Source organism: Micromonospora sp. NPDC050417 (assembly GCF_044458865.1).
In the GTDB taxonomy this organism is placed as follows: domain Bacteria; phylum Actinomycetota; class Actinomycetes; order Mycobacteriales; family Micromonosporaceae; genus Micromonospora_G.
In genome coordinates this window covers 36,231-55,518 of the sequence record NZ_JBITIH010000021.1, presented here as the reverse complement: position 1 = coordinate 55,518, position 19,288 = coordinate 36,231, and the positions used below count along the sequence as shown (strand labels likewise).

Annotated in this window: 17 protein-coding genes; 8 read left to right on the top strand and 9 right to left on the bottom strand. The window is 70.9% G+C overall.

Annotated elements, in window-relative coordinates:
- Positions 1 to 35 precede the first annotated feature (35 nt).
- A complete protein-coding gene (locus ACIBF5_RS24940) occupies positions 36 to 968 on the bottom strand; it encodes a tryptophan 2,3-dioxygenase (protein ID WP_396815288.1) in 933 nt (310 codons plus the stop codon).
- 145 nt (positions 969 to 1,113) lie between these two features.
- Between ACIBF5_RS24940 and ACIBF5_RS24935 the strand changes: the two genes are divergently transcribed.
- The 3 genes from ACIBF5_RS24935 (at position 1,114) to ACIBF5_RS24925 (ending at position 3,102) form a co-directional block, all read left to right on the top strand.
- A complete protein-coding gene (locus tag ACIBF5_RS24935) occupies positions 1,114 to 1,575 on the top strand; it encodes an Lrp/AsnC family transcriptional regulator (RefSeq protein ID WP_396815287.1) in 462 nt (153 codons plus the stop codon).
- A 140-nt stretch (positions 1,576 to 1,715) separates the two neighbouring features.
- Positions 1,716 to 2,237 (top strand): hypothetical protein, encoded by a 522-nt coding sequence (locus ACIBF5_RS24930; RefSeq protein ID WP_396815286.1) that lies wholly within the window; start codon positions 1,716 to 1,718, stop codon positions 2,235 to 2,237.
- A gap of 13 nt (positions 2,238 to 2,250) precedes the next feature.
- A complete protein-coding gene (locus ACIBF5_RS24925) occupies positions 2,251 to 3,102 on the top strand; it encodes a class F sortase (RefSeq protein ID WP_396815285.1) in 852 nt (283 codons plus the stop codon).
- 21 nt (positions 3,103 to 3,123) lie between these two features.
- Here ACIBF5_RS24925 and ACIBF5_RS24920 read toward each other — a convergent pair whose 3' ends face one another.
- Entirely contained in the window at positions 3,124 to 3,657 is a 534-nt protein-coding gene (locus tag ACIBF5_RS24920; protein ID WP_396815284.1) for an HNH endonuclease, read from the bottom strand.
- A gap of 331 nt (positions 3,658 to 3,988) precedes the next feature.
- Here ACIBF5_RS24920 and ACIBF5_RS24915 point away from each other — a divergent pair, with 331 nt between their 5' ends.
- The 3 genes from ACIBF5_RS24915 to ACIBF5_RS24905 all read left to right on the top strand — a co-directional run bounded on the left by ACIBF5_RS24915 (position 3,989) and on the right by ACIBF5_RS24905 (position 7,181).
- Positions 3,989 to 5,041, top strand: a complete 1,053-nt coding sequence (locus ACIBF5_RS24915; RefSeq protein WP_396815367.1) for a mechanosensitive ion channel family protein — start codon at positions 3,989 to 3,991, stop codon at positions 5,039 to 5,041.
- A 247-nt stretch (positions 5,042 to 5,288) separates the two neighbouring features.
- On the top strand, positions 5,289 to 6,683 hold the full coding sequence (locus ACIBF5_RS24910) for an MFS transporter (protein ID WP_396815283.1): 1,395 nt from the start codon (positions 5,289 to 5,291) through the stop codon (positions 6,681 to 6,683).
- Positions 6,684 to 6,740: 57 nt separating this feature from the next.
- Positions 6,741 to 7,181 carry a globin gene (locus tag ACIBF5_RS24905; RefSeq protein WP_396815282.1) on the top strand — a complete coding sequence of 147 codons (441 nt, stop codon included), beginning with the start codon at positions 6,741 to 6,743 and terminating at the stop codon, positions 7,179 to 7,181.
- Between the two features lie 47 nt (positions 7,182 to 7,228).
- On the opposite strand, the gene ACIBF5_RS24900 is transcribed toward ACIBF5_RS24905, so the two are convergent.
- From ACIBF5_RS24900 to ettA, 4 genes are all read right to left on the bottom strand, one after another.
- Positions 7,229 to 7,846, bottom strand: coding sequence for a YbjN domain-containing protein (locus ACIBF5_RS24900; RefSeq protein WP_396815281.1), 618 nt, complete (start codon positions 7,844 to 7,846; stop codon positions 7,229 to 7,231).
- 131 nt (positions 7,847 to 7,977) lie between these two features.
- Positions 7,978 to 8,772: a hypothetical protein gene (locus ACIBF5_RS24895; protein ID WP_396815280.1), complete on the bottom strand. Its 795-nt coding sequence runs from the start codon at positions 8,770 to 8,772 to the stop codon at positions 7,978 to 7,980.
- A complete protein-coding gene (locus ACIBF5_RS24890; protein WP_396815279.1) occupies positions 8,769 to 9,233 on the bottom strand; it encodes an acyl-CoA thioesterase in 465 nt (154 codons plus the stop codon). Before ACIBF5_RS24890 ends, ACIBF5_RS24895 begins: the two co-directional genes overlap by 4 nt.
- A complete protein-coding gene (ettA, locus tag ACIBF5_RS24885) occupies positions 9,226 to 10,902 on the bottom strand; it encodes an energy-dependent translational throttle protein EttA (protein WP_396815278.1) in 1,677 nt (558 codons plus the stop codon). Before ettA ends, ACIBF5_RS24890 begins: the two co-directional genes overlap by 8 nt.
- Before the next feature lie 311 nt (positions 10,903 to 11,213).
- Between ettA and ACIBF5_RS24880 the strand changes: the two genes are divergently transcribed.
- Positions 11,214 to 12,614 carry a trehalose-6-phosphate synthase gene (locus ACIBF5_RS24880; protein ID WP_396815277.1) on the top strand — a complete coding sequence of 467 codons (1,401 nt, stop codon included), beginning with the start codon at positions 11,214 to 11,216 and terminating at the stop codon, positions 12,612 to 12,614.
- Between the two features lie 26 nt (positions 12,615 to 12,640).
- Positions 12,641 to 15,217, top strand: coding sequence for a trehalose-phosphatase (gene otsB, locus ACIBF5_RS24875; RefSeq protein ID WP_396815366.1), 2,577 nt, complete (start codon positions 12,641 to 12,643; stop codon positions 15,215 to 15,217).
- Between the two features lie 113 nt (positions 15,218 to 15,330).
- Here otsB and cobA read toward each other — a convergent pair whose 3' ends face one another.
- From cobA to cobC, 3 genes are read right to left on the bottom strand one after another with little or no spacing between them, the layout of a single operon-like run.
- The gene (cobA, locus tag ACIBF5_RS24870; protein ID WP_396815365.1) at positions 15,331 to 16,623 is read right to left on the bottom strand and encodes a uroporphyrinogen-III C-methyltransferase; all 1,293 of its coding nucleotides are present in this window, start codon (positions 16,621 to 16,623) and stop codon (positions 15,331 to 15,333) included.
- An 8-nt stretch (positions 16,624 to 16,631) separates the two neighbouring features.
- Positions 16,632 to 17,909 carry a nicotinate-nucleotide--dimethylbenzimidazole phosphoribosyltransferase gene (locus ACIBF5_RS24865; protein ID WP_396815364.1) on the bottom strand — a complete coding sequence of 426 codons (1,278 nt, stop codon included), beginning with the start codon at positions 17,907 to 17,909 and terminating at the stop codon, positions 16,632 to 16,634.
- Positions 17,909 to 19,204, bottom strand: coding sequence for an Rv2231c family pyridoxal phosphate-dependent protein CobC (gene cobC / locus ACIBF5_RS24860; protein ID WP_396815276.1), 1,296 nt, complete (start codon positions 19,202 to 19,204; stop codon positions 17,909 to 17,911). Before cobC ends, ACIBF5_RS24865 begins: the two co-directional genes overlap by 1 nt.
- Positions 19,205 to 19,288: the final 84 nt, after the last annotated feature.

Here is a 19,288-nt window from a genome sequence, read left to right as displayed (position 1 = left end):
TGTCGTTCCGGTTCCGGTCCCCACGGGTCGCCGCCTCACATGGAGGTACGGGCCGACCAGAGCTCAGGAAAGACCGTACGGGCCATGCTTCGTTGCAACCAGGCCACGCCGCCCGAGCCACCGGTGCCCGGCTTCGCGCCCATGGTCCGTTGGGTCGCCTTCAGGTGCTGGTAACGCCAGTCGCCGAACTGCTCGGAGATCTCGGAGAGGGTCTCGCCGAGCAGACGCAACTGGTTGTCCGGGCCGGTGTCGGAGTAGATCTCGACCCAGCAGCGCTCCACCTCGGCGCTCGGCTCGGCCGGCTCGGTGAGGTCCCGGTCGAGCAGCGTCGCGGGGATGTCGAAGCCACGGCGGGCGAGCAGCCGGAACACCTCGTCCCAGAGGCTCGGCGCCTGGAGGGCGTCGGCCAGGGCGTCGTACACGGCGGGTTGCCGGCGGAACGGGCGGATCAGCGACGGGGTCTTCAGCCCGAGCAGGAACTCAAGCTGGCGGTACATGGCCGACTGGAAGCCGGAACCCTCGCCGAGCAGGTCACGGAACGTGTTGAAGTCGGCCGGGGTCATCCAGCGCAGACCCCGCCAGGCCGCGTTCAGCCCTTCCAGGTGCAGTACGGTGCGGCGCAACGGTCCGAGCGCGCCCCAGACGTCGTCCTCGGCGAGCCGCTGACGAGCATCGCGCAGTTCGAAGCAGGTGAGCCCGAAGTACAGCTCCATGATCTGGCTGACCATCAGGAACGACATCTCGCCCGGGTCCTTGCCCAGCGTCTGCTGCAACGTGTGCAGCGTGCTGGCGTGCACGTACGCGTCGTACGGCGTCCGGTCCGCGAACTCCAGCGTTGGCTCGCCCTGGTTCGCCTCGGCTCGGGCGGTGCGCTCGTCGGCGGTGACCGGCCGGATGCCGGGCCCGTTCCACCCCGTCGCGCCGACCCGGTCGGCCGCGATCACCGGCCCATGCTGCCCGTGCTCCATCTGACTGTCCCCTTCCGTTCCCGCCGTACGTCATGATCTCGCTCTCAGGCGCCTCCGAGGAATGCCGAAGCAACGGCATACTTGCGTCCTGACCTGCGAATCAGCGGCTATTTCGGTGAAACACCTCACGAAGGGAAGGTGCGGCATGGACGGCATGGACTGGGCGCTGCTACGCGAACTACAGGCCGACGCCCGGCTCTCCTTCAGCGAACTCTCCCGCCGGGTCCACCTCTCGCCGCCCGCCGTCGCCGAACGGGTCCGCCGGCTGGAGGAGGCCGGGGTGGTCACCGGCTACCACGCCCACGTGGACCTGACCCGGGCGGGACGGACCGTGGTGGCTCTGATTCGGATGTCCTGCTACGGCCCGCAGTGCATCCTGCGCGACCCCTCGGTCGCCGACTGGCCGGAAGTGCTGGAGATACACCGGATCACCGGGGACGCGTGCAGTGTGCTCAAGGTGGCCGCCGGGTCGATCGACGCCTTCGAGGACGTGATCGACCGGCTCGCCCCGTACGGGCAGCCGTCGAGCACGATGGTGCTCTCGTCCCCGCTGAACTGGCACCCGGTCACCCCACTGCCGGCGGTACCGGATCCGACCGCCCCCTGAGGCGGCGCCCCCCGATCGGTTGTCGCCCACCCACCGGCGAGTGGCCCGGCGATCCGGCGTGATTCGCGGGTCCGGGTGGGAACACCTCCCTCGACGCGAGTTACCGCGCGAAGCCGGCCGAGGGCCGGAAGGGGGAGGTCATGCGGGGTCGAACGGCAGTCCGTCGGGCACTCGTCTCGGCGGCCGGTGTGGTCGCCCTGGGGGCGCCAGCGGCGCCCGTCGCGGCGGCACCGACGCCGACACAGGCATCCAACGCGTTCGTCGAGGTCACCCCGAATACCGCCCAGGCGGGCAGTCGGGTGAACATCCGGGCAAGTTGCGACCAGGCAAACAACAACCAGGCGATCGTCGAGTCGCAGGCGTTCAACCGGGTCGTCGTACGACCGAACAACGGCTTCCTGACCGGGCAGGTGACCATTCCGGGCAACCGGGCGCCGGGCACCTTCGACGTGAACCTGACCTGCCCGAACGGCAACACCGCGCACACCACCCTGACCGTGGTCAACATGAGTAAGCCGACTCAGGGCCCGGCCACAGGGGGTGGCGGTACGGCCGGCGGCTTCGGCGGCCCGATGGTGCTCGCCGGTGGCCTCGCCGTGGTCGTGATCGGCGGTGGGCTCTGGCTGATGAGCGCGCGTCGCCGGCCCGAGACGCGACTCTGAGCCGGCCGAGCCGATGGCCGGTCGCCTCGCTCCGGTCCGGGCGGCGCAGAGCAGGGCTTGGCGCCTGCTCTCCCGGCTCGCCACCGAGGCGTCGGCGGCGAGCATCGTCACCCCGGACACCGCGGATCGCACCGCGCCCGGCACGCTGCGTACCGGGCGGGCGCAGCCCGGTACGGGACGGGCGGTCGGCACCGCCCGCCCGCCCGGTTACCGGGTCGCGCCGCAGCGCGTGGGCCGGGTCCGCCAGCCGGCACGCCGCCGCCCCGGTCCGGTGCCGATCATCATCGTGCTGATGGGGCTGATCATCACCGGTTTCGGCGTCCAGTACGTGACCGGGACGAACTTCCTGCCCGGGTTCAGCGCCGGTAGCCAGCCACCACCCCGCAAGTTTCCGGTGATGGAGCAGAGCCCGCCGACCGCGATCGCGATCGACTCACTCGACGTCCGGGCCCGGGTGCACCGGGTCGGGATCGCTCCGGACGGTTCGATCGCCGTACCGCCGCCCGACCGCTACCAGGAGGCCGGCTGGTACGACCAGAGCCCGACCCCGGGCCAGTACGGGCCGGCCGTGATCGTCGGCCACGTCGACACCCGGACCGGCCCTGCGGTCTTCCACGACCTGGCGAAGGTACGGCCCGGCGCCGAGATCGAGGTCACCCGGATGGACCGTTCGGTGGCCGTGTTCAAGGTCAATTCGGTCCGCCGTTACGACAAGTCCCAGTTGCCGACCGAGGAGGTCTTCGACGACTTCAACCGGCCCGGTCTGCGGCTCATCACCTGCGGTGGCCGTTGGGTCGGCGGCACCACCGGATACGCGGACAACGTGGTGGTCTTCGCCTCGCTGGTCTCCGCCCGCCCGGCGTGACCCCCGGCCGCGCTTTCCCGGTCAGGCGGCCTCGGCGTCCCGGAGGTCGAGCCAGTCCGCCCAGCGCGGGTCGGGTGCCCGGTGGCCGAGCACCCGCCAGGCTGTCCCCTTCGGCGGGGCCGGTAGCGCGTGCAGCCGCCAGCCCATCTCGGCCGGGGTCTTGTCACCCTTGCTGTGGTTGCACTTGGCGCACGCCGCGACGACGTTCTCCCAGGCGTGTCGACCGCCACGGCTGCGCGGGAAGACATGGTCGATGGTCTCGGCGGGGCCCCGGCAGTAGGCGCACCGCCAGCCGTCCCGGGCGAAGATCGCCCGCCGGGAGAGACCGACATGACTGCGGTACGGCACCCGGACGAAGCGGGTCAGGCGTACCACCGAGGGCACCGGCAGCGAGTTGCGGGCGCTGTGCAGCATCCCCTCACCGTCGGCGACGCAGACTGCTTTGGCCGAGAGCACAAGAATCGCTGCTCGACGCACCGAAACGACACACAGCGGCTCGTACGTCGCATTGAGTACCAACGAGCCGGAGCCCACCGTGGGTCGTATGTCAGGCATCGCGATCACCCTCCCGGTTGTGTCGTGCCCCACCCCTGTCATCTGCCCTGTGCCGACCGACGGCGCGGTTCGCTACCGACCGCGGCCGACGCCGGCAGATCACCGGCGTCCGTGCGCCAATAGTCCCCGATAGGACCCCCGATTGCACGCACTAATCCGGGGTCCCTCATGAAGCTTTTGTGTCGCGTGACAGGATGACCGGTTCCGTCCGGTTAACCAGGCGACACCGGACGCTTCCCGGCCGTTCGCGCTGGCGGGAGTGAACCCCCCTTGCGGCGGGGCGCCCGACGGTGACGCCGACCCGTGCGGTACTAAGGCACTCGTGAATCTCGTGCTCCCGTACGCCGTTCCCTCCCCCAGTCCGAGCAGCCCCGGCCCGACCAGTCCCAGCCCGGCCTGCCTGGACAGCTACGCCTGCGACCTGCTGTGGAAGTGGACCGACACCCCGTGGTTGGCGGAGGGCAGCTACTACCTCCTGATCAAGCCGCTGCGGATCATCGCGATCGTCCTGATCGCCATGCTGACCCGGTACCTGCTGCACCGGACCATCAAACGGCTGGTGGGCGCGACCGCCGAGGGGTCGGTGCCGACCATCCTCAAGCCGCTGCGGGAACGGATTCCCACCGCGCACGTCGACCCGGCAATGGTCGTACCCGAACGCCGTCGACAGCGCGCCGAGGCGATCGGTTCGGTGCTGCGCAGCCTGGTCACGGCGGTGGTCTTCGGGATCGCCGTACTGCTGGTACTGAGCGAGCTCAGCTTCGACCTGGCGCCGCTGCTGGCGAGCGCGGGCATCGCTGGCGTGGCCCTGGGCTTCGGCGCACAGACGCTGGTCAAGGACTTGATCGCCGGGTTGTTCATGCTCCTCGAAGACCAGTACGGAGTGGGCGACACGGTCGACCTCGGCGAGGCCACCGGCGTGGTCGAGGCGGTCGGCCTGCGGATCACCACGATCCGGGACGGGCGCGGGGTGCTCTGGTACATCCGCAACGGCGAGATCGTCCGGGTCGGGAACAAGAGCCAGGGCTGGGCGCTGGTCATCGTCGACCTGCCGATCGGCTTCGCCGGTACGGAGGAGGCGACCGCGGTGCTGCGTACGGCGGCGGCGTCGGTGGCGCTGGACCCGGAACTGTCGCCGGAGATCGTCGAGGAGCCGGAGGTGCTCGGCGTCGAGCAGATCACGGTGGACGGCGCGGTGATCCGTACGGTGGTCAAGACGACATCGGACGGACAACTGGCGGTGGGGCGGGAACTGCGCCGCCGCCTCGCCGAGGCGTTGGAGAACTCCGGTATCACCGCGCAGATCGCCGCGTCGCGGATGTATCTCCGCCCCCAGGCACCCGGGACGGGCGGCACCGAGACGGGTCAGGGCGGGGCCACCTGACCGGGGCGGGTGGCGCCGTCGGAGCGGTTCGCGGGATCAAGGGGTCGCGAACCGCATGGCTGGTCAGGTATCGTCCGTTCGTTCAGTCATCAGTGCGACGATCTACCCATTCACACTAGCCAAATGTCTGACGATCGGGCAGAATCCGGGACAAGCTCCTCTCGGAGCGTGACGAAGACTTCGCTGTCCCCTACGTCTGACAACGTTTCCCGACGGCTCCATCATGAGTGGTCAGCGGTCGAGAACGATGGAGGCCCCCGTGTCCGAGGCGACACGAACGCCCGAAGGGCCGGCTACCTTCCGCGAGGTGTTCGCGCAGCCGGAATTCCGGGCGCTCTACACGGCCAACGCGTTCTCCTGGCTTGGTGACTACCTGGCGCGAGCCGCCGTCACCGTGCTGGTGTTCCAGGAGAGCAAGTCGGTCGCGCTCTCGGCCGCCGCCTTCGCGGTGAGCTTCCTGCCCTGGCTCGTCGGCGGCCCGCTGCTCGCCGCGGTGGCGGAACGCCACCCGTACCGGAACGTGATGGTCATCTGCGACCTCACCCGGATGGTGCTGATCGGCCTCATCGCCATCCCCGGCCTACCGGTGCCGGTGATCCTGGCGTTGCTCTTCGGTGTCACCCTGGCCAACCCGCCGAGCCAGGCAGCCCGATCCGCGCTGCTCCCGATGCTGCTCAGCGGCGACCGCCTGGTGGTCGGTCTGGCGGTCAACACCAGCACCGGGCAGGCCGCCCAGATCGCCGGGTACGTGCTCGGCGCCTCGGTCGCCACCCTGAACCCGACCACCGCGCTGCTGATCAACACCGGCACCTTCGCGTTCTCCGCGATACTGATCCGGTTCGGCATCCAGCAGCGGGCGGCGGCGATGACCCCGGAACACCGCAGCCACCTGCTCCGCGAGACGGCCGAGGGGTTCAAGCTGGTCTTCGGAACCCCGGTGCTGCGATCCATCGCCGTCATCGTCTTCGCCTCGATGCTCTTCGCCATCGTGCCCGAGGGCCTGGCCGCAGGGTGGGCGGCGAAGTTCGTCGACGTGTCCGACCCTGATCACCCCAGCGCCGGCCTGGTCCAGGCGATGATCATGATTGCCAGCCCGGTCGGTTTCATCCTCGGCGGTCTGACCATCGGACGCGGGCTGCGTCCGGACGTACGACGGGCGATGATCCGGCCGTTCGCGGTGCTGGCCCCGCTCGCCCTGGTGCCGGCGCTGCTCAACCCGACTCCACCCGTGGTCGCCCTGATGGCGCTGATCAGTGGCTTCGCGGTGGCCGGCCTGCTGCCGGTCGCCAACGGTCTCTTCGTGCAGGCCCTGCCGCCCGGCTTCCGGGCCCGCGCGTTCGGGGTGATGAGCAGCGGGATACAGGTGCTTCAGGGCGGCGCGGTGCTGGTCACCGGGGTCCTCGCCAGCCGGTTCAACATTCCCACCGTGGTGGGGCTCTGGAGCATCGGCGGGGTGCTGCTGATGCTGGTCGTCTCGACCCAGTGGCCGAGTACGGCGGACTTCAACGCGGCGATCGCGAACGCCTCGCGGCAGACCCGGATGGGTGCCGAGGTACGCCCGGCGCAGCGCTCGGCCGAGGAGTCGATCGACGACCGGGCGCCGGGCTCTCCCAGCCCCCAGGGCGGCGTCAGCACTCTGTGATCAAGGCCGCCCCGACCGCGTCCCAACCGATCGATCCGGACCTGGCAGGATGGAAGCGTGACGTCTCCAGCTGAGGGCGATCCGACGCGGACGCCGACGACCCTGTTCGAGGCCATCGGCGGTGAACCGACCTTCCGCAAGCTGGTCGACGAGTTCTACGTCGGCGTCGCCGGCGATCCGCTGCTCCGCCCGCTCTATCCCGAAGAGGATCTCCGCCCGGCGGCGGACCGGATGACGCTCTTCCTGATGCAGTACTGGGGCGGACCGAACACCTACTCGGAGCAGCGTGGCCACCCGCGACTGCGGATGCGGCACGCCCCGTTCCGGGTCGGAGCGGCCGAGCGGGACGCCTGGCTGCGGCAGATGCGTCGGGCCGTGGAGAGCCTGGACCTGCCGAAGGAGTACGAGGAGACGCTCTGGGACTACCTGGAGCGGGCCGCGTACTTCATGGTCAACACGGATGAGGGCGACGTGACGCCCCCGCCCCGGCTCGGCTGACTGACGGCGTAGCCCACCACGTGCCCGGAAAATCAGCGGGAGAGGCGTCAGAGCAGGGCACCCTCGTCGTGTAGCCAGTCGACGAAGGTGGTGGCCATCGCCGCGCCGCAGTCGAGCACCTCGACCACCAGCGCGTCATGCGCTCCGGACCGCATCGGCACCTGCATCTCGGCGTAGATCGGCAGTTGGCCGCGTTCGGTCGGGTCGCCCACGTACGCCTTGGCGAAGCGTTGGGCGTGGTTCCACTCGTTGACCACCCGGTAGGCACGGTCCACCCAGTCCGGCGGCACCGTCGAGTAGGGCCGGGCACGCATCACCAGGATCTCGTCCTCCGGCCCCTCCAGCGCGAAGAGCACGGCGTGCCGTTCCCACATCGCCAGCAGGCTGCCGTCGCCGTCGGCGAGGTAGCGGACGTCGAGTAGGTCGAGGGCCTCACCGAGCCGGCGCAGGGTCACCGGTGCGACCGTTGCCGGCGCGATGGCGGCTGGTACGACGACGGCGGGCCGTTCCGTTGTCGCGGGCGATTCCGACGGATCAGAGTCGTGCTCCGGCTCACGTGGCGCAGGCGGTCCGACCCGCACGGCCTGGTCCACGGAGATCCTGCTTCGAGTCTCCGGCCCACCGCTCGAAGCGGTGTGACCGGGGCGCCATGACCACCACGGCATTGCTCGCGCACCTCACTCCCCAGCGGATCCAGTCGCCTACGGTGCGTTGGATCCGAGGGACGACGGTACCCGGATAGCCGTTCGGAGGCATCCCCCCAACGGATGCCCGTGACCGGAGGAACTATATAGCATCAACCGTTCAGGGGATCTCGAATAGGCGTGATCGACAGTTGGCTCGCTCTGAGTGCCCATGCGACTCCGAAGGGTGCCGAAAGCCCCGTCCACCGCCCCACCGCCCTGACCTGGACCCCGTCCGGACCGATCTGGCCCACCGAACCCGGACCAGCGGCTTCGACAGAAGTGGATACGGCCGCTTCGAGCGGAGTCGCCGCGGGACCGAGAAAGCCCATCCGGACCACCGCCTGCACCAGCCGCTGCGACACCTCGAACCGGCCGGGCGGCCCGGCCGGCGACGAACGGGTGACCACCACCGCGACGTGGTCCAGCAACGCGTCCCGGAGCATCCGCTGCCCCACGGCCCGACCGGCCACCCCGTGCTCCGCCGCGTCACGCAGTGTGCCCGCCGCCGCGGCGGCGATCCGACGTACGTCCGAGCCCGGCATCGTGTCGACCAGTTCCCCGGCCGACGGCGGCAACGGCCACCGCCAGTCGGCGTCCCGGCGGGGCGGCAGACCGGCACCGTCCCGAGCCAGCTCGGCCAGGAGCGTGGCCGCCGAGACGGTCACGTCACCTGGACCGGGCCCGGCGACGGTCCGGCCGACCAGCACCGCCCACGGCAGACGGGCCCAGAGCGTGGTACGCCCCGCGGGACCCGCCGGGCGTAGGCGTACCACCGCGGTCGGGTCGAGCCGGGTCAACCGGGCCAGGAAGGCGCCGGCGTCGGCGATCCCGGTCAGCCCGTGTCCGGGTGCCGCCGTGGCGACCGGCTCGCCGGGAGCGTGCCCGTCCACCGCCGGCCCGCTCACGGCAGCAGGTACGGCCGCAGGAAGGCCCGCTCGTCCGCGGAGAGGCGACGGGGCTGACCCTGTTCCAGGTCGTACGGCACCAGCACCGAACGGGCCCGACTGGCCAGCACGTCGCCGTCGAACAACTCGTAGCCGATGGTGAACCGGGAGGCCCGGATCTCCTCCACCCAGAGTTCCACCCGGACCGTCGGCGCCTGCTCGGCGGTGGCCCGGCCGAGGGCGTAGTCCACCGGACGCAGGTAGTCCACCTCGTGCCGGGCGATGACCACCCCCTCGGCGAACGAGCCGACCCCCCAGGCCCGGCCGCCGACGAACATCAACGCCACCCGGGCCTCCTCGTAGAGGGTGAGGAAGCGGGCGTTGTTGACGTGCCCGTACGCGTCCAGGTCGGACCAGCGCAGGGCGCAGTGGTAGACGTACCGGGCTGCCGGCGGGTGCTCGGCGGCGACCGGACTAGTCACGGGTGAGCTTGCGGTAGGTCACCCGGTGCGGTCGGGCCGCTTCGGCGCCGAGGCGGTCGATCTTGTTCTTCTCGTACGCCTCGAAGTTGCCCTCGAACCAGAACCACTTGGCCATGTTCTCGTCCTCGCCCTCCCAGGCCAGGATGTGCGTTGCCACCCGGTCGAGGAACATCCGGTCGTGCGAGATGACCACGGCACAGCCGGGGAACTCCAGCAGCGCGTTCTCCAGCGAGGAGAGGGTTTCCACGTCGAGGTCGTTGGTCGGCTCGTCGAGCAGGATCACGTTCCCGCCGATCTTGAGCGTGAGCGCGAGGTTCAGCCGGTTCCGCTCGCCACCGGAGAGCACCTTGGTCGGCTTCTGCTGGTCCGGGCCCTTGAACCCGAACGCCGCCACGTACGCCCGGGACGGCATCTCGACCTTGCCGACCATCAGGTAGTCGAGCCCGTCGGACACCACCTCCCAGACCGTCTTGTCACCGTTGAGGCCCTCACGGTTCTGGTCGACGTACGACAGGTGCACGGTCTCGCCGACCCGCACCGCGCCGTCGGTCGGCTGCTCCAGCCCGACGATGGTCTTGAAGAGCGTGGTCTTGCCGACACCGTTGGGGCCGATGATGCCGACGATGCCGTTGCGCGGCAGGGTGAAGCTGAGGTTGTCGATCAGCAGCCGGTCGCCGAAACCCTTGCTGAGGCTGTTCGCCTCGATCACCGTGTTGCCCAGGCGCGGGCCCGGCGGGATCTGGATCTCCTCGAAGTCGAGCTTGCGGGTCTTCTCCGCCTCGGTGGCCATCTCCTCGTAGCGGTCCAGCCGCGCCTTGGACTTGGTCTGCCGCGCCTTGGCGTTGGAGCGGACCCACTCGAGTTCCTCGGTGAGCCGCTTCTTCATCTTCGCGTCGCGCCGACCCTCGACGGCCAGCCGGGCGGCCTTCTTCTCCAGGTAGGTGGAGTAGTTGCCCTCGTACCCGATGGCCCGGCCCCGGTCCAGCTCCAGGATCCAGCCGGCCACCTTGTCCAGGAAGTACCGGTCGTGGGTGATCGCCATGACGGTACCGGCGTACTTGGCCAGGTGCTGCTCCAGCCACTGCACGCTCTCCGCGTCCAGGTGGTTGGTGGGCTCGTCGAGCAGGAGCAGGTCCGGAGCTTCCAGCAGCAGCTTGCAGAGCGCGACCCGGCGGCGTTCACCACCGGAGAGCTGGGTGACGTCGGCGTCCGGCGGCGGGCAGCGGAGCGCGTCCATCGCGAGTTCGAGCTTGGAGTCGATGTCCCAGGCGTCCTCGTTGTCCAACTCCTCCTGGAGCCGACCCATCTCCTCCATCAGCTCGTCGGAGTAGTCGGTGGCCATCTGCTCGGCGATCTTGTTGAACCGCTCCAGCTTGGCCTTGGTCTCCGCGACCGCCTCCTCGATGTTGCCGAGGACGGTCTTGGCGTCGTTCAACGGCGGCTCCTGGGCGAGCATCCCCACGGAGTAGCCGGGCATCAGCCGGGCATCACCGTTGCTCGGCCGGTCCAGCCCAGCCATGATCTTGAACAGGCTGGACTTACCGGCGCCGTTCGGGCCGACCACACCGATCTTGGCCCCGGGCAGGAAGCTCAGCGTCACATTGTCGAGCACGACCTTGTCGCCGTGCGCCTTGCGCGCCTTTTCCAGAACGTAGATGTACTGGGCCACGGTGCGGCCTACCTCCAGAGTCTGCGGAACAGGGAGCCTTAACCCGAGCCCGGGAGCCCGCGAGCGGGACGCGAGCGCAGGGTGAACTCCGCGCGGGCCGTCGTCAATCCTGACAGGTGAGGCGGCGTACGCCCACATCACCCCGCCGGGACCCGGAACGAGGGCCGAAACGGCTCGATATCGTCAAGATCACTTACTGGTTTGGCCTCACCGTCCCGCAGGGCAGTAAGAGTGGCACCGCGAGGGAGGCACCGCAGCTACGCTCAGTACGCTCAGCGGTGGACTGCGGAATCACCGGAGGTGCACAGATCGTGACGGAACGTAGCTCGTTCGTGGTCGTGGCGAATCGTCTGCCGGTCGACGAGGTGACCACCCCCGAGGGCCGCCAGTGGCGCCGAAGCCCAGGCGGCCTGGTCACCGCCCTGCACCCGGTCCTGGTCCAGCACCAGGGCACCTGGGTGGGGTGGGCGGGCGGGGTGGGCGCCGCCCCCGAACCGTTCGACCTCGATGGCATCGGGCTGCACCCCGTTCCGCTGAGCGCCGAGGAACTGGAGCGGTACTACGAGGGCCAGTCGAACGCGACCATCTGGCCGCTCTACCACGACGCGGTGGAAACTCCGGCCTACAAGCGCCGCTGGCGGGAGGCGTACCGGCTGGTCAACGCCCGGTTCGCGGAGGCCGCCGCGGAGGTGGCCGCCGAGGGAGCCACGGTCTGGGTGCAGGACTACCAGCTCCAGCTCGTGCCGGCGATGCTGCGGGAACTCCGACCCGACCTGCGGATCGGTTTCTTCCTCCACATCCCTTTCCCGCCAATCGAGCTTTTCATGCAGATGCCGCTGCGGGCCGAGGTGCTACGCGGCCTGCTCGGCGCCGACCTGGTCGGCTTCCAGCAACGGCTCGCGGCCCAGAACTTCGTCCGGCTGGCCCGGCACCTGCTCGGCCTCCGCTACGAGGGGCAGATGATCCAGGTCGACGGGCGCCAGGTGAAGGCCGGAGCCTTCCCCATCTCGATCGACGTGGCCGAGATGGAGCGGATGGCGGCCGACCCTGCGGTGCAGGCACGGGCCAAGCAGATCCGGGCCGAACTGGGTGACCCGAAGACCGTCGTACTCGGCGTCGACCGGCTCGACTACACCAAGGGCATCGAGCTTCGACTCAAGGCGTTCCGGGAGCTGCTGGCTGACGGAAAGTTGACAGTTCCGGACGCCGTTATGGTGCAGGTCGCCACTCCCAGCCGGGAACGGGTGGAGCACTACCAGGCACTACGCGTAAAGGTAGAGCGCGAAGTTGGCCGGATTAATGGCGAATTTGGGCGTGTCGGCGTGCCTGCTGTTCACTATCTGCACCAGTCGTACAGTCGCAGTGAACTTGCCGCGCTCTACTGCGCGGCTGATGTGATGATGGTGACCCCACTGCGAGACGGAATGAACCTGGTGGCCAAGGAGTACGTTGCATCGCGCGCCGACTCTGGCGGCGCGCTCGTGCTCAGTGAGTTTGCCGGCGCCGCCACCGAGTTGCGCCAGGCCTTCCTCTGTAACCCGCACGACCCCGACGGGGTGAAGGACGCGCTGTTGCGCGCGGTCCACGTCGACAAGGTGGAAGCACGGCGCCGCATGCGCATCATGCAGCGCCACCTGCGTACCCACGACGTCGAACACTGGGCCCGGTCTTTCCTGAACGAGCTGGGCGTGCCCGAAACGGAGGCAGTGTGAGCACGTCCGTACTGGACACCGGGTCGATGGCCCTGGACTCGATCGATCCCGCGCTGCGGGACGCGATCGGTCGAATCGCACGCTCCCCCAACCTGCTGGTCGCCTGCGACTACGACGGCACTCTCGCGCCGATCGTGGAGGACCCGAGCAAGGCCGTACCGCTACCGGAGTCGGTGGCGGCCGTACGCGCCCTCGCCGCCCTGCCCCAGACCACGGTCGCCGTGGTCTCCGGCCGGGCACTGCGCGACCTGGCCACCCTCTCCCGGCTCCCCAGCGAGGTACACCTCGTCGGCAGCCACGGGTCGGAATTCGACATCGGCTTCGTGGAACGCCTCGCCCCCGAACTGGTCGAGGTACGCACCCGCCTCCGCAGCGAGCTGCGCCGGATCGTCGCCGAACAGCCCGGCGTACGCCTGGAGAGCAAGCCGGCCAGCATCGCGGTACACACCCGCGGTGCGGCACCCGAGGTCGCGTCGAGGGTGGTCGAGGCGGTACGGAAGGGACCCGCGAGCTGGAGCGGCGTGACCGTCACCCAGGGCAAGGAGGTCATCGAGCTGTCGGTGATCCCCACCCACAAGGGGACCGCCGTGGACCAGCTCCGCACCCAGATCTCGGCCAGCGCGGTGCTCTTCATGGGCGACGACGTGACCGACGAGAACGCCTTCGCCAACCTGCACGGCCCCGACCTCGGCATCAAGATCGGCTCCGGGGAGACCCAGGCGACCTACCGGGTCGCCGACCCGGTCGAGGCCGCGCGGGTGCTCGGCCTGCTGCTCCAGGTCCGCCGCACCTGGCTCTTCGGCGAGCGGGCGGTGCCGATCGAGCGCCACTCGATGCTGGCCAACGGTCGCACCGTCGCGCTCCTCACGCCCGAAGCCAAGGTCACCTGGCTCTGCCACCCGAAGCCGGACGCCTCAGCGATCTTCGCCGACCTGGTCGGCGGCCCGCCCGCCGGTCACTTCAGTGTCGGACCGGAACGGGGCGGGCTGCCGCTCGGACAGCGTTACCGGCCCGGCACGATGACGGTGGAGACCCGCTGGTCCGGGCTGACCGTCACGGACTGGCTGGACCGGCCGTCGTCGGACAACGTACCGGCCGGATCGGCCGTCATCTCCGGCGACTCGACCCTGGTCCGGGTGCTCACCGGCTCCGGCCGGGTCCGGTTGGAGTTCGCCCCCCGGCCCGAGTTCGGCCAGGTGGCGGTGCAGCTCCAGCCGCTCGCCGACGGGCTGCTGGTGCTCGGCTCGAACGAACCGATCGCGCTCTACTCCCCCGGCATCGAATGGCAGGTGGTCGCCGACGGCGGCTACGAGACCGCCCGCGCGGTCGTCGACCTCGCCGCCGCCGGCGGATCGGTCACCCTCGAACTCCGCTTCGGCTCGCACAGCCTGGCCCACCACCGGGTTCCGGTGGCGGAACGGCAGGCCGCCGCCGAGCAGCCCTGGCGGGACTGGGTGGCCAGCCTGAAGCTCCCCACACACGACCGGGAACTCGTCGCCCGCAGTGCGCTCACCCTGCGCGGGCTCTGCCACGAGGCCACCGGCTCGATCCTCGCCGCCGCGACCACCTCGCTTCCCGAGGAACTCGGCGGGGTACGCAACTGGGACTACCGCTACTGCTGGCTACGGGACGCGGCGATGACCGCCCGCGCCCTGGTCGACCTCGGTTCACTCGGCGAGGCCGAAGCCTTCCTGCGCTGGGTCGACGGCTGTGTCGAACGTACCGGCGGACACCCGGAACGGCTGCACCCGCTCTACACCGTCGACGGCTACGAACTCGGCGCCGAAGCGGTCATCGACACCCTGCCCGGTTACGCCGGCTCCCGGCCGGTCCGGGTCGGCAACCTCGCCAACCACCAGCTCCAGCTCGACGTCTTCGGCCCGATCGCCGACCTGCTGGCGGCCGTCGCCGACCTGCGCGGTTCGGTGCTGGAAACCGAGTGGCGGGTGCTGGAGTCCATGGTCGAGGCGGTCAGCCGGCGCTGGCACGAACCCGACCACGGCCTCTGGGAGGCCCGCCTTCCTCCCCGGCACCACGTCTACTCCAAGGTCATGTGTTGGATGACCGTGGACCGGGCGCTGCACATCGTGCGCCAGCACGGTGACGGGGACCGGCCGGAGTGGGTCGAACTGCGCGACCGGATCGGGCACAACGTGCTTGAGTACGGCTGGCACGAGGGCGTCGGCGCCTACAGCGTCGCGTACGGCGACGAGGAGATGGACGCCTCCTCGCTCTGGATCGGGCTCTCCGGCCTGCTTCCCGACAACGACCCGCGGTTCCTCTCCACCGTGCTGAAGATCGAAGCGGATCTGCGCAGCGGCCCGGTGGTCTACCGCTACCACTGGGACGACGGGCTGCCGGGACGCGAAGGCGGCTTCCACATCTGCACGGCGTGGCTGATCGAGGCGTACCTGCGGACCGGACGCCGGGCCGACGCGGAGGAACTGTACGTCCAGATGGTCGACACCGCCGGTCCGACCGGCCTGCTGCCCGAGCAGTACGACCCGTTGGCCGAGCGAGGGCTCGGCAACCACCCCCAGGCGTACAGCCACCTGGGTCTGATCCGGTGTGCACTGCTGCTGGACGAGATGGTCAAGGAGTGAGGTAGCCGCGGTTTGGGGTGGGGCGCACCGTGCCCGGCGAGGGCCGTCAGGCTTGATGCCCGCGCCGGTCACGGTGCGCCCCACCGCTCACCTGGCTGAGGTGTAGGCGCGGATCAATCGCCCGGCGTCGTCGACCCGACCGGGGGCAGGGTTCCGACGACGTTGCCGATGACCACCACCGCCGGGGGACGGATCCTGGCTGTGCCGGCCGCGTCGGCGACCGTACCCAGGGTGGCCCGCAGCGTCCGCTGGGCGCCGGTCGTACCCTCCTGGACCACCGCTGCCGGCGTGCCCGGCTCCCGCCCGTGTGCCAGCAGCGTCGCGGCGATCGCGGCCAGGTTCTTCAGCCCCATCAGCACCACCACCGTGCCGCGCATGCGGGCCAACGCCGCCCAGTCGACCAGGGACGCCGGGTCGTCCGGGGCCACGTGCCCGGAGACCACGGTGAACTCGTGCGCCACCCCACGGTGGGTCACCGGGATGCCGGCGAGCGCCGGGGCGGCGATCGAGCTGGTCACCCCGGGAACGACGGTCACCGGTACGCCGGCGGCGGCGCAGGCGAGCGCCTCCTCGCCGCCGCGACCGAAGACGTACGGGTCGCCGCCCTTGAGCCGCACCACGAACGCGCCGGCCTGTGCCCGTTCGACCAGAATCCGGTTGATCTCCTCCTGGGCGCGGGCCGGGCCGTAGGGGATCTTCGACGCGTCGACCAGTTCGACGTCCGGACGGAGTTCGTCCAGGAGCAGCCCGGGGACCAGACGGTCGGCGACCACCACGTCCGCCTCGGCGAGCAGCCGCCGCCCCTTGACCGTGATCAGCTCGGGATCGCCCGGCCCCGACCCCACCAACGCGACCCGTCCACCGTTGGGTCGGTCGCGCTCCGCGCGGTCGGCGTTAGCAAGGGGCCCTTCTACTACCGAATCCGATAACAGGGGGCCCTTGCTTACCAGGGTGCCGTCGGCGAGGCGATCGCGGATGGCGTCGCGGACCGTCACCGCGCGGTGCGGATCGCCGCCGCCGAGTACGGCCACGGTCACCGCCCCGTGCCGGACCACCGCCGGGGTCCACGCGGTGGCCGCGTTCCGGTCGTCGGCACGTACGCAGAACACGCGGCGCTCCAGCGCGGCGGCGCTGACCGCTTCGGCGGCGACCGGGTCGTCGACTGCCACCTGCACCAGCCAGGCGCCGTCGACGTCGGCGGGCTCGAACGGTCGGGCCGTCCACCGCACCCGTCCCGCGTCCACCTGTGCCCGCAGCGCCGGGGTCAGCTCGGGGGCCACCACCTCCACCAGCGCACCCGCGTCGAGCAGCGCCGGCACCCGCCGGGTGGCCACCGCTCCCCCACCGACGACGAGCACCCGGTGACCCGCCAGGAGCAGCCCGAGCGGGTAGGGGTTGGCACCGATCTTCTGGGTCACTTCTCCGATACTCCCGCCGCGTCGAACGTGGCCACCTCGTGCAGCACCCGGGCAGCGCCGGCGACCACCGGGAAGGCGAGCAGGGCGCCCGTTCCCTCACCGAGCCGCAGCCCCAGGTCGATCAGGGGCTCCAGGCCCAACTGGCGCAGACCGATGGTGGCGCCCGGTTCGGCGGAGCGGTGTCCGGCGATCATGGCACCGGTCGCGTCCGGCGCGAAGGCCGCCGCTACCAGCGCCGCGGCGATCGCGCTCACGCCGTCCAGGAGAACCGGGGTACGCCGGGCCGCGGCGCCGAGAATGAAGCCGGTCAGCGCGGCGTGCTCCAGCCCACCGAGGGCGGCGAGTACGCCGAGCGGGTCGGCCGGGTCGGGGCGGTGCCGGGCGAGCGCGGCCGAGACCACGGCGACCTTGCGGGCGTACGTGAAGTCGTCGACCCCGGTGCCGCGGCCGGTCACCTGAGCCGACGCCGTACCGGTGTGTACGGCGATCAGCGCGGCGGCGGCGGTGGTGTTGGCGATGCCCATGTCCCCGGTGAGCAGGATGCCGGCGCCCGCGTCGATCAGTTCGTCGGCGGTACGGATGCCGACCTCGATCGCGGCCCGCGCCTCGTCCCGGGTGAGGGCCGCCTCGACGGTCATGTCCCGGGTACCGGGCCGGACCCGCGCCCGGACCAGGGCGGGTACGTCGACCGGGTGACCGCCGCCGTTCCCGCCCCTCGGACTCGGTACGGCGGCGGACGCAACCGGAGCCGGTGCCGCCCCGGTGACCGACGGTGCGGTGGTGGGGCCGTCGAGGTCGACCAGCGCGTCGGAGGCGATGAGATCGTCGAGCCCGGTCCGCTCGTCGTACGTGGTGCCCACGGCGGAGTCGGTGCCGAAGTCGGTCGGGTCGACGGGGGTGGTCGGGGGGATCTCGGGCAGCGGGGTGGCGACGCCGACGTCGACCACGGTGACGGAGGCACCGGTCTGCCGGGCGAACGCGTTCACCACCGCGCCGCCGGCGAGGAAGTTACCGACCATCTGCGCGGTCACCTCACGCGGCCAGGGGGTCACGCCCTGGTCGTGCACCCCGTGGTCACCGGCGAAGATTGCCACGGCGGCGGGACCCGGCAGCGGCGGCGGGCAGTCACCGGCGAGCCCGCAGAGGCGTACCGACAGCTCCTCCAGCTCGCCGAGCGAACCAGCGGGCTTGGTCAGCCGGCTGTGCAGCGCGCGGGCCGCCGCCATCGCCTCGGTGTCGAGCGGGCGGATCGTGGCGATCAACGCCTCCAACATCATGCCTCCAGGATCTCCGCCAGCACGGCGACGAACGCGTCAGTGGTGGCAGTGTCCCGTACGGCCACGCGCAGCCAGTCGGCACCCAGCCCCGGGAAGGTGTCGCCCCGGCGTACGGCGTAGCCCCGGTCCCGCAGGGCGAGCCGTACCTCGGCCGCACCGGCCAGTTCGACCAGGACGAACGCGCTTGCCGGGCTGCCCGCCACCCGTACGCCGGGCAGGGCCGCCAGGCGGCGGACCAGGTGCTCGCGGTCGGCGGCGAGGCGTACCGCGATCTCCCGCTCGGCGGCGACCGCGACCGGCGTGGCGCAGGCCGAGGCGGCGGCGAGCGCCGGTGTCGAAACCGCCCAGAGTGGCTGTACGGCGGCTAGCCGCTCCAGCAGCTCGGCCGGTCCGAGCAGGTAGCCGATCCGTAGTCCGGCCAGTCCCCAGGTCTTGGTGAGGCTACGCACCACCACGACCCCGGGCAGGTCCCGGCGGGCGGCCAACGACTCCGGCTCCTCCCCGGCGGACTTCGCCTCATCCCCGGTCGACTTCGACTCCTCCCCGGCCGACGATTCCGGCTGCCCCCCGGTTGACGCCCGCGGGACCTCGTCGCCGACGGTGCGGGCCGGGTGGGTGGCGTTGTCGCCACGGTCGGTGAGGCGGATGGTGGTGTCGGCGAACGCCTCGTCGACGACCAGCACCCGGCCGGGACGGGCGAGTTCGGCGAGGACGGCGGCGGGGTGCAGGACCGAGGTCGGGTTGGTGGGGTTGCCGACGAAGACCAGGTCGGCGTCTTCCGGCACGAGCGCCGGGTCCAGGCGGAACCCGGTCTCGGCGGGGAGCAGCACCCGTTCGACCCGGTGGCCGGCGGCCCGCAACGCCGCTTCCGGCTCGGTGAACTGCGGGTGCACCACCACCGGCCGGCGGGCGCCGCGCAGTGCCTGGGCGAGTAGCACGAAACCCTCGGCGGCCCCGGCGGTGAGCAGTACCTCGGCGCTCGGGCGGCGGTGCCGGGCGGCGATCGCCGCCCGGGCCGGACCGGGGTCCGGGTAGCTGGCCAGTTTGTCCAGCGAGGCGGTGATCGGGTCGGCCAGCCAGTCCGGCATCGGCGCCCGACGGACGTTGACCGCCAGGTCGACCAGGCCGGGTACGACTTCGACGTCGCCGTGGTGCCCCAGGTCGACGTCGATCTCACCGGGCCGGTCGGATGCTGTCAGCTCGCCGGGCCGGTCGGGCGTCAGTTCGCCGGGCCGGTCGGGGGGCACCTCGCCGTTCGCCGGTGGCCGGGGCGTGGTTACCTGCGGTTGCATGGTGGCGATCCTGCCCGTCGGCGGGAGCGCGGGCCAAAGAGCGAGGGTCGGGCGGCCGGAGTTCGACGGCGACGTTCGCGAATT